The organism is Streptomyces sp. NPDC002911 (assembly GCF_053591835.1).
Window position 1 is genome coordinate 25469 of the sequence record NZ_JBSFUO010000043.1, and the last position, 8106, is coordinate 33574.

An 8106-nucleotide genomic window follows, 5' to 3' on the forward strand; every position below is an offset into this window, starting at 1 on the left:
TACTCAATCGACACCCAACCGGATCCCGCGTGAGCGATCAGCTTGGGTGGCGAAGGGGACCGTACACGGTCCGATTGCTGCGGTTCACGGGCGCCACCCCGTGTACTTCCCGTGATACCGCACCCCGGAAACCCGGACGTTTCCAGGCTTTCGGGCAGAGATGTGCTCACGGAGAGTAGAGGGACCGAAAATCACTTCTGTGATCGATCACACAGGGTCAGAACGAGAACCGGGTTCGAAATTCCGCCCAAAGCGAACAGAGGGATGTAATGCGGCCTCACACCTTGAAGCCTCTCAGACCGGCAGGGTGACGCGCATCACGAGACCACCGCCCTCGCGAGGCTCCGCGATGATACGGCCTCCGTGGGCCCGCGCGACGGACCGCGCGATCGACAGGCCCAGCCCTACCCCCTTGTCGCTGCCCGTGCGCTCCGTACGCAGCCGCCTGAACGGCTCGAAGAGGTTGTCGATCTCGTACGCGGGCACCACGGGCCCGGTGTTCGAGACGGTCAGGAGAGCCAGCCCGTGCTGGAGCTCGGTGGTGACCTCCACCCAGCCGCCCTCCGGCACGTTGTAGCGCACGGCGTTCTGTACGAGGTTGAGCGCGATGCGCTCCAGCAGGACCCCGTTGCCCTGGACGACGGCCCGGGCGCGCTCACCGCGGACCTCGACCCTCCTCGCCGCCGCCTCGGACCTGGTCTGGTCGATGGCGCGGTCGGCGACCTCGGCCAGATCCACGGGCTTTCGCTCGATGATCTGGTTGTCGCTGCGGGCGAGCAGCAGCAGCCCCTCGACCAGCTGCTCACTGCGCTCGTTCGTGGCCAGGAGCGTCTTGCCCAGCTGGTGGAGCTCCGGCGGGGCCTCGGGGTCGGAGAGATGGACCTCCAACAGCGTGCGGTTGATCGCCAGGGGCGTGCGGAGCTCGTGCGAGGCGTTGCCCACGAAGCGCTGCTGGGCCGTGAAGGCCCGCTCCAGCCGGTCCAGCATCTCGTCGAAGGTGTCCGCGAGTTCCTTCAGCTCGTCGTCGGGGCCGTCCAGCTCGATCCGCCGGGTCAGGTCGGTACCGACCACCCGGCGTGCGGTGCGGGTGATCCGGCCCAGCGGGAACAGGACGCGGCCCGCCATGGCGTACCCGAAGGCGAACGCGATGACGCTGAGGCCGACCAGGGCGAGCAGCGACCTGTTCAGCAGGGAGTCGAGGGCATGCTGGCGCTGCTGGTTGACGCAGGCGTTCATGGCCGCGTTGAAGGTTTCGGGGCTGGCCTTCGTCGGCAGGTCACACACTTCGCTGGTGACCTGCCCGTTCACGACCCGGAACGGCAGGTCACTGCCCACGTTCAGGGCCTGCGCCGCCAGCATGTAGATGATCGAGAGCAGGAGGATGCCCGCGATCAGAAACATGCCGCCGTACAGCAGCGTGAGCCGTATCCGGATGGTCGGGCGCAGCCAGGGATACGGGGACTCCTGCGCCTTGGGCTCCCAGGTCGGTTTCGGAGGCGCCTTCAGGGGTGCCGGGGAGGCTGCCATCACGCCCTCAGATCCGGTATCCGGAGCCGGGGACGGTGACGATCACAGGCGGCTCGCCGAGCTTGCGGCGCAGGGTCATGACCGTCACCCTCACCACGTTGGTGAACGGGTCGGTGTTCTCGTCCCATGCCTTCTCCAGCAGCTGCTCGGCCGAGACGACCGCGCCCTCGCTGCGCATCAGGACCTCCAGGACGGCGAACTCCTTCGGGGCGAGCTGGATCTCCTGCTCGTCCCGGAAGACCTCGCGACGGTTGGGGTCGAGCTTGATGCCGGCCCGCTCCAGCACGGGCGGCAGCGCGACCGTGGTGCGGCGCCCCAGGGCGCGCACCCGTGCCGTCAGCTCGCTGAAGGCGAAGGGCTTGGGCAGGTAGTCGTCCGCACCGAGTTCCAGGCCCTCGACCCGGTCGCTGACGTCACCGGACGCGGTGAGCATCAGCACGCGGGTGGGCATGCCGAGCTCGACGATCCTGCGGCAGACGTCGTCCCCGTGGACCACCGGAAGGTCCCTGTCCAGCACGACGACGTCGTAGTCGTTGACACCGACGCGCTCGAGGGCGGCCCCTCCGTCGTAGACGACGTCGACGGCCATGGCCTCCCGGCGCAGCCCGGTGGCCACCGCATCGGCGAGCAGCTGCTCGTCCTCGACGACGAGTACGCGCACGGCGCAGTCCTTCCCTAGATCTCCGAAAAACGACGAGCGGCCGTCGTTCCGGCCGCCCGCCGCACGTCAGCGGCACCGACTGTGCGCGTCCATCCTGCCTGTAACGCGCATAAACCGGCGGTAAGGCGGCGCGGCCCGGGCCGCTGCTCCAGGGGATACATCGGATTCGCGGGCCAGTTGAGGTTTCTCGCGGGCCGACGGCGGGGAGGACGCTCTCACACCCGCGATCACGCCATTCATGTGGCGCACCACAGCCCGTCCTGCTTCCAGAGGGACTGCGTGATCACCCGCACTCCGGCCCGCCGGCCGGAGGACCACCGGGCACACCCCCGTGCCACCGACCCACGATGAGGGGGCGCTTCATGGACGCTTTCACCGCAGGTCTGCTGCAACGAATCAAGACCACCGAGTCCGACCTCACGAGGGCTCGCGAGACGGGCGACGACTTCCTCGCGGATGTCGAGCAGGGAGAGCTGGACGACCTGCACCGCCTCGCCGCCGAGCACGGAGTGGAGATCAGCGCCACAAGCGTCTGAGCCACCACGAGAGGGCCCCGGGAGCCGTGATGGCTCTTCCGGGGCCCTCTCCTTGTGTCAACGGCCGTCCCCGGCGCCGCAGCAGGCTCCGGGACGGCGTACGTCAGTCGTGCCAGGCGCCCAGTTCCTCCAGAAGCGCCTGCAGAGGCTCGAAGACCCCGGGGGTCGCCGCGACCGTCAGGTCTCCGTCCGCGGGCAGGCCGGGCCTTCCGCCGGTGAGCGCACCGGCCTCGCGGGCGATGAGATCACCGGCCGCGACGTCCCACGGGTGCAGCCCACGCTCGTAGTAGCCGTCGAGCCGGCCCGCCGCCACGTCACAGAGCTCGATGGCGGCGGATCCCCCGCGCCGGATGTCGCGCAGCCGCGGAATCAGCTGCTGGGCGACGGCTGCCTGGTGGGCGCGGACCTCGGTGACGTAGTTGAAGCCGGTCGACACCAGGGACTGGTCCAGGGGCGCCGTGTCCCGGCAGCGCAGCGCCTCCCCGTTGCCGTACGCACCGCCGCCGAGCACGGCGTGGAACGTCTCGCGCCGCATCGGGGCCTCGACCACACCGACGACCCGTTCGCCGTCGCGCTCCGCGGCGATGGAGACGGACCAGGTGGGCAGCCCGTAGAGATAGTTCACCGTGCCGTCGAGCGGGTCGATGACCCACCGGATGCCGCTGCTGCCCTCGACGCTGGCGCCCTCCTCACCCAGGAAGCCGTCGGCGGGACGGTGCTCCGAGAGATAGCCGGTGATCAGCTTCTCCGCCCGGATGTCCATCTCGGTGACGACGTCGATGGGGCTGGACTTCGTCGCGGCCACCCCCAGGTCGGCGGGGCGGCCGTCCCGGAGCAGGGCTCCGGCCCGGCGGGCCGCTTCCAGGGCGAGGTCGAGCAGTTCGGACAGGAGGGGGTCGGTCACAACGCTCCAGAGGTGGTGTCGCGGGCCGGCTTGTCGGTGCCCGCGCGGCGGGAAGGCTGACGATCGGCGGCGGTCAGAACGGGCTGTCGGCGCCGGCAGCGGCCGGCTTGAGGGCCCTGGCCGGGCAGCAGCCGACCGGGCAGATGTCGTGCGACGGGCCGAGCGCGCCCAGGGCGCAGGGCTTCACCGGGCGGTCCTGCTCGGCGGAGGCGCGCTCCAGGAGGAGCTCGCGCACGGCGGCGGCGAACCGGGGGTCCGCGCCCACCGTCGTGGAGCGGCGCACCGGCAGCCCGAGCTCGGCGGCCTTCGCGGTGGCCTCCGTGTCGAGGTCGTACAGCACCTCCATGTGGTCCGACACGAAGCCGATGGGGGCCATGACGACCGCCGGGACACCGTCGCCGTGCAGTGTCTCCAGGTGGTCGCAGATGTCGGGCTCCAGCCACGGGATGTGCGGGGCGCCACTGCGCGACTGGTAGACGAGCTGCCACGGGTACGCGACGCCGGTCTCTTCACGGACCGCCTCGGAGATCAGCCGGGCGACGTCCATGTGCTCGGCCACATAGGAGCCACCGTCGCCGTGGGTCTCCGCCGGCCCGGAGGTGTCGGCGGCCGAGGCCGGGATGGAGTGCGTGGTGAACGCGAGGTGCGCCCCCGCGCGCACGTCCTCGGAGAGGTCGGCCAATGACGCCAGCACGCCGTCCACCATGGGCCGTACGAAGCCGGGGTGGTTGAAGTAGTGCCGCAGCTTGTCCACCCGGGGCACCGGGAGCCCTTCCGCCTCCAGGACGGACAGCGACTCCGCGAGGTTCTCGCGGTACTGACGGCAGCCGGAGTACGAGGCGTAGGCGCTGGTGGCGAGCACGGCGATCCGGCGGTGGCCGTCCGTGATCATCTCGCGGAGGGTGTCGGTGAGGTACGGAGCCCAGTTGCGGTTGCCCCAGTACACCGGCAGTTCGAGGCCGTGATCCGCGAAGTCCTTGTGCAGGGCGTCGAGCAGTGCCTTGTTCTGCGCATTGATCGGGCTCACGCCGCCGAAGAGAAAATAGTGCTTGCCGACCTCTTTGAGCCGTTCCTCGGGGATGCCCCGGCCGCGGGTCACGTTCGCCAGGAACGGGACCACGTCGTCAGGTCCTTCGGGACCCCCGAAGGAGAGCAACAGCAGAGCGTCGTACGGAGCGGGATCACGCAGATCGGACATGCACCCGATCCTGCCACCCGCCTCCGACAGTGCGGAAACCGCCATCGGCGGGTCGGCGGCACCCGTAAGCTGTGTCAGCCCCTAGCACACCTGACAGGCCTTCGCGGAGCTCTCCCTTGCCCAGCCCCTATCGCGCCATCTTCGCCGCCCCGGGAAGCCGGGAGTTCTCGGCAGCCGGATTCTTCGGGCGGATGCCGCTGTCCATGATGGGGATCGGCGTGGTGACGATGGTCTCCCAGCTCACCGGCCGCTACGGGCTGGCGGGTGCGCTCTCCGCGACGCTCGCCATGGCGGCGGCCGTCATGGGTCCGCAGGTCTCGCGCCTGGTCGACCGGCACGGCCAGCGCCGTGTGCTGCGCCCCGTCACCCTGTTCGCGGCCGCGTCGGTGGCCGGGCTGCTGATCTGCGCCCAGCAGCGGCTGCCCGACTGGACGCTGTTCGTCTTCGCCGCGGGAGCCGGGTGCGTCCCGAGCGTGGGGTCGATGGTCCGGTCCCGCTGGGCCGAGATCTACCGGGGCTCCGGCCGGCAGCTGCACACCGCGTACGCGTGGGAGTCGATCGTCGACGAGGTGTGCTTCATCTTCGGGCCCATCATCTCCATCGGCCTGTCCACCGCGTGGTTCCCGGAGGCCGGCCCCCTGCTCGCCGGCGTGTTCCTCGTGATCGGTGTCTTCTGGCTGACCGCCCAGCGCGCCACCGAGCCCCGGCCGCACCCGGAAGAACACCACACGGGCGGCTCGGCTATGCGCTCCTCCGGACTCCAGGTACTGGTGATCACCTTCGTCGCCACCGGTGCGATCTTCGGAGCGGTGGACGTGGTGACGGTGGCCTTCGCCGAGGAACTGGGCCACAAGGCGGCGGCGAGCCTCGTGCTCGCGGTCTACGCCCTGGGGTCCTGCCTCGCCGGAGCCGTCTTCGGTCTGCTGCACCTGCGGGGGAAGCCGTCCACCAGGTGGCTGGTGGGGGTGTGCGCGATGGCCGTGAGTATGATCCCCCTCCAACTGGCCGGGAGCCTGCCGTTCCTGGCCGTGGCGCTCTTTGTCGCGGGCCTCGCCATCGCACCGACGATGGTGACCACGATGGCCCTCGTCGAACAGCACGTACCGCGCACCCAGCTGACCGAGGGCATGACCTGGACCAGTACCGGACTCGCGGTCGGAGTCGCGCTCGGCTCCTCCGCGGCGGGCTGGGTGGTCGACGCCTCGGGAGCCGAGGCGGGGTACGCGGTGCCCGCCGTGGCGGGAGCGCTCGCGGCCGCGGTGGCGTTCCTGGGGTACCGCCGGCTCACCGAGCCGGTACCTACAGGAGGGCGCGGGGATGATGACCGACACCTACGCACGGACGGCGAACACGTGGCGTAACTGGGCGGGCAATGTCACCGCCCGGCCGGCACGGGTGGAGTCACCCGCCTCCGTCGACGAACTGGCCGAGGTACTCCGCAGGGCGTCCGAGGACGGTCTGACGGTCAAGCCCGTCGGCACCGGCCACTCGTTCACCGCGACCGCCGCCACCGACGGGGTGCTCATACGTCCGGACCTGCTCACCGGCATCCGGGACATCGACCGAACGGCGATGTCCGTCACGGTCGAGGCCGGCACCCCTCTGAAGCGCCTCAACGCCGCGCTCGCCCGGGAGGGGCTCTCCCTTACCAACATGGGCGACATCATGGAGCAGACGGTCGCCGGGGCCATCTCCACGGGCACCCACGGCACCGGCCGCGACTCGGCCTCCGTCTCCGCACAGATCCGCGCGCTGGAACTGGTCACGGCCGACGGCACGGTGCTGCGCTGCTCGGCCCGCGAGCACCCGGACGTCTTCGCGGTTGCCCGGATCGGGCTCGGGGCGCTCGGCGTGGTCACCGCGGTCACGTTCGCGGTGGAGCCGGTCTTCCTGCTGACGGCCCGCGAGGAGCCGATGACCTTCGACCGGGTCACGACCGATTTCGAACAGCTGATCGCCGAGAACGAGCACTTCGAGTTCTACTGGTTCCCGCACACCGGCAACTGCACCACCAAGCGCAACAACCGCAGCGCCGGCCCGGCGGCTCCGCCCGGACGGGTCAGCGGCTGGATCGAGGACGAGCTGCTCTCGAACGGGATCTTCCAGGTCGCCTGTTCGGTGGGCCGGGCGATTCCCGGGGCCATCCCCTCCCTCGCCAGGGTCTCCAGCCGCGCGCTGTCGGCGCGTACGTACACCGACATCCCGTACAAGGTGTTCACGAGCCCCCGGCGGGTGCGCTTCGTCGAGATGGAGTACGCCCTGCCGCGTGAGGCGGCGGTCGAGGCCCTGCGTGAGCTCAAGGCCATGGTGGAGCGCTCGCCGCTGCGGATCAGCTTTCCGGTGGAGGTCCGCACGGCACCCGCGGACGACATCGCGCTCTCCACGGCCTCGGGGCGGGAGAGCGCGTACATCGCGGTGCACCTGTACCGGGGCACTCCGCACCAGGCCTACTTCACGGCCGTCGAGCGGATCATGACGGGCCATGACGGCCGCCCGCACTGGGGCAAGATCCATACCCGGGAATCCGGTTATCTGGCCGGGGCCTACCCCCGGTTCGGCGAGTTCACCGCCGTACGCGACCGGCTCGACCCGGGCCGGCTGTTCGCCAACGACTACCTGCGCCGAATACTCGGCGACTGACACCGCCGCTTCACCGGCCGGCGTCCGCTCCGGCCGCGCCGTCCTCCTGGGCCGGGGCGTCTCCGGTCGCGGTCGGCTCCGGTGCCGCCGAGGTGGCGTCGTCGCCGGGCGTCGTGGGGCTGGTGGGTTCCGGGGCCGTTTCCCCGCCGGAGGCGGAGGGCGTGGGGGCCGGTCCCGACGTGGAGGCGCCGCCGTCGGTGGTGGTGCCGGGCCGCTCGCTCGTTCCGTCCCCGGAGTCCGCACCGGGGGTGCTCGCGTCGCCGCCGCCCGGCCGGCGGCCGTCGTCACTGTTCCCCTCCCGGCCGGTGCCGTCGGTGCTGCCCGAGCGCTCGGGTGAGGTCGTTGCCGCGTCGCGCTCCCCCCGTACGACGGAGCCGACCGTCGTCCCGCCGTTGCCGCCCAGACCGTGTCCGGAGACCACCTCGTACACGGTGATACCGCCCATGGCCAGGACGAAGACCCCGACGGCCGCGAGGGCCGAGCGCTTCCAGCCGCGGAGGCGGGTGCCGTGCGTACGGGCTTCGGAGAATGCGTCGTCCGGATACGCGCCCTCACCCTCCAGGGCCTGACGGCCCGTAACGAGGCCGGCTCGGTCGTCCTGGCGGACGCGGACGGCCGTACGAAGGCTGTCATCCCGGCC

The 8106-nt window shown here is 70.8% G+C and carries 7 protein-coding genes and 1 pseudogene; 3 read left to right on the forward strand and 5 right to left on the reverse strand.

Annotated elements, in window-relative coordinates; genetic code table 11:
* Positions 1 to 294: 294 nt before the first annotated feature.
* Complete coding sequence (locus ACWD04_RS31920; RefSeq protein ID WP_451137233.1) at positions 295 to 1527, reverse strand: sensor histidine kinase; 1233 nt, start codon at positions 1525 to 1527, stop codon at positions 295 to 297.
* 7 nt (positions 1528 to 1534) lie between these two features.
* Positions 1535 to 2188, reverse strand: coding sequence for a response regulator transcription factor (locus ACWD04_RS31925; RefSeq protein ID WP_403771967.1), 654 nt, complete (start codon positions 2186 to 2188; stop codon positions 1535 to 1537).
* Positions 2189 to 2550: 362 nt separating this feature from the next.
* Here ACWD04_RS31925 and ACWD04_RS31930 point away from each other — a divergent pair, with 362 nt between their 5' ends.
* Positions 2551 to 2724: a hypothetical protein gene (locus ACWD04_RS31930; RefSeq protein WP_167359495.1), complete on the forward strand. Its 174-nt coding sequence runs from the start codon at positions 2551 to 2553 to the stop codon at positions 2722 to 2724.
* Positions 2725 to 2827: 103 nt separating this feature from the next.
* On the opposite strand, the gene ACWD04_RS31935 is transcribed toward ACWD04_RS31930, so the two are convergent.
* On the reverse strand, positions 2828 to 3628 hold the full coding sequence (locus tag ACWD04_RS31935; RefSeq protein WP_451137234.1) for an inositol monophosphatase family protein: 801 nt from the start codon (positions 3626 to 3628) through the stop codon (positions 2828 to 2830).
* 73 nt (positions 3629 to 3701) lie between these two features.
* Positions 3702 to 4826 (reverse strand): ferrochelatase, encoded by a 1125-nt coding sequence (locus ACWD04_RS31940; RefSeq protein ID WP_451137235.1) that lies wholly within the window; start codon positions 4824 to 4826, stop codon positions 3702 to 3704.
* A gap of 116 nt (positions 4827 to 4942) precedes the next feature.
* Here ACWD04_RS31940 and ACWD04_RS31945 point away from each other — a divergent pair, with 116 nt between their 5' ends.
* Together ACWD04_RS31945 and ACWD04_RS31950 are read left to right on the forward strand one after the other, a co-directional pair.
* Complete coding sequence (locus tag ACWD04_RS31945) at positions 4943 to 6187, forward strand: MFS transporter (protein WP_451137236.1); 1245 nt, start codon at positions 4943 to 4945, stop codon at positions 6185 to 6187.
* Entirely contained in the window at positions 6147 to 7466 is a 1320-nt protein-coding gene (locus ACWD04_RS31950) for a D-arabinono-1,4-lactone oxidase (protein ID WP_451137237.1), read from the forward strand. The genes ACWD04_RS31945 and ACWD04_RS31950 overlap by 41 nt, the downstream gene beginning before the upstream one ends.
* Positions 7467 to 7476: 10 nt before the next feature.
* Here the strand turns inward: ACWD04_RS31950 and ACWD04_RS31955 are convergent.
* Positions 7477 to 8106, reverse strand: a pseudogene (locus ACWD04_RS31955) (hypothetical protein); the annotation flags it as partial.

Excerpts from the sequence above, each read along its gene's own strand:
- ACWD04_RS31920 (WP_451137233.1), bottom strand. The coding sequence starts at position 1,527 with ATGGCAGCCTCCCCGGCACCCCTGAAGGCGCCTCCGAAACCGACCTGG.
- ACWD04_RS31930 (WP_167359495.1), top strand. The coding sequence starts at position 2,551 with ATGGACGCTTTCACCGCAGGTCTGCTGCAACGAATCAAGACCACCGAG.
- ACWD04_RS31940 (WP_451137235.1), bottom strand. The coding sequence starts at position 4,826 with ATGTCCGATCTGCGTGATCCCGCTCCGTACGACGCTCTGCTGTTGCTC.
- ACWD04_RS31950 (WP_451137237.1), top strand. The coding sequence starts at position 6,147 with ATGACCGACACCTACGCACGGACGGCGAACACGTGGCGTAACTGGGCG.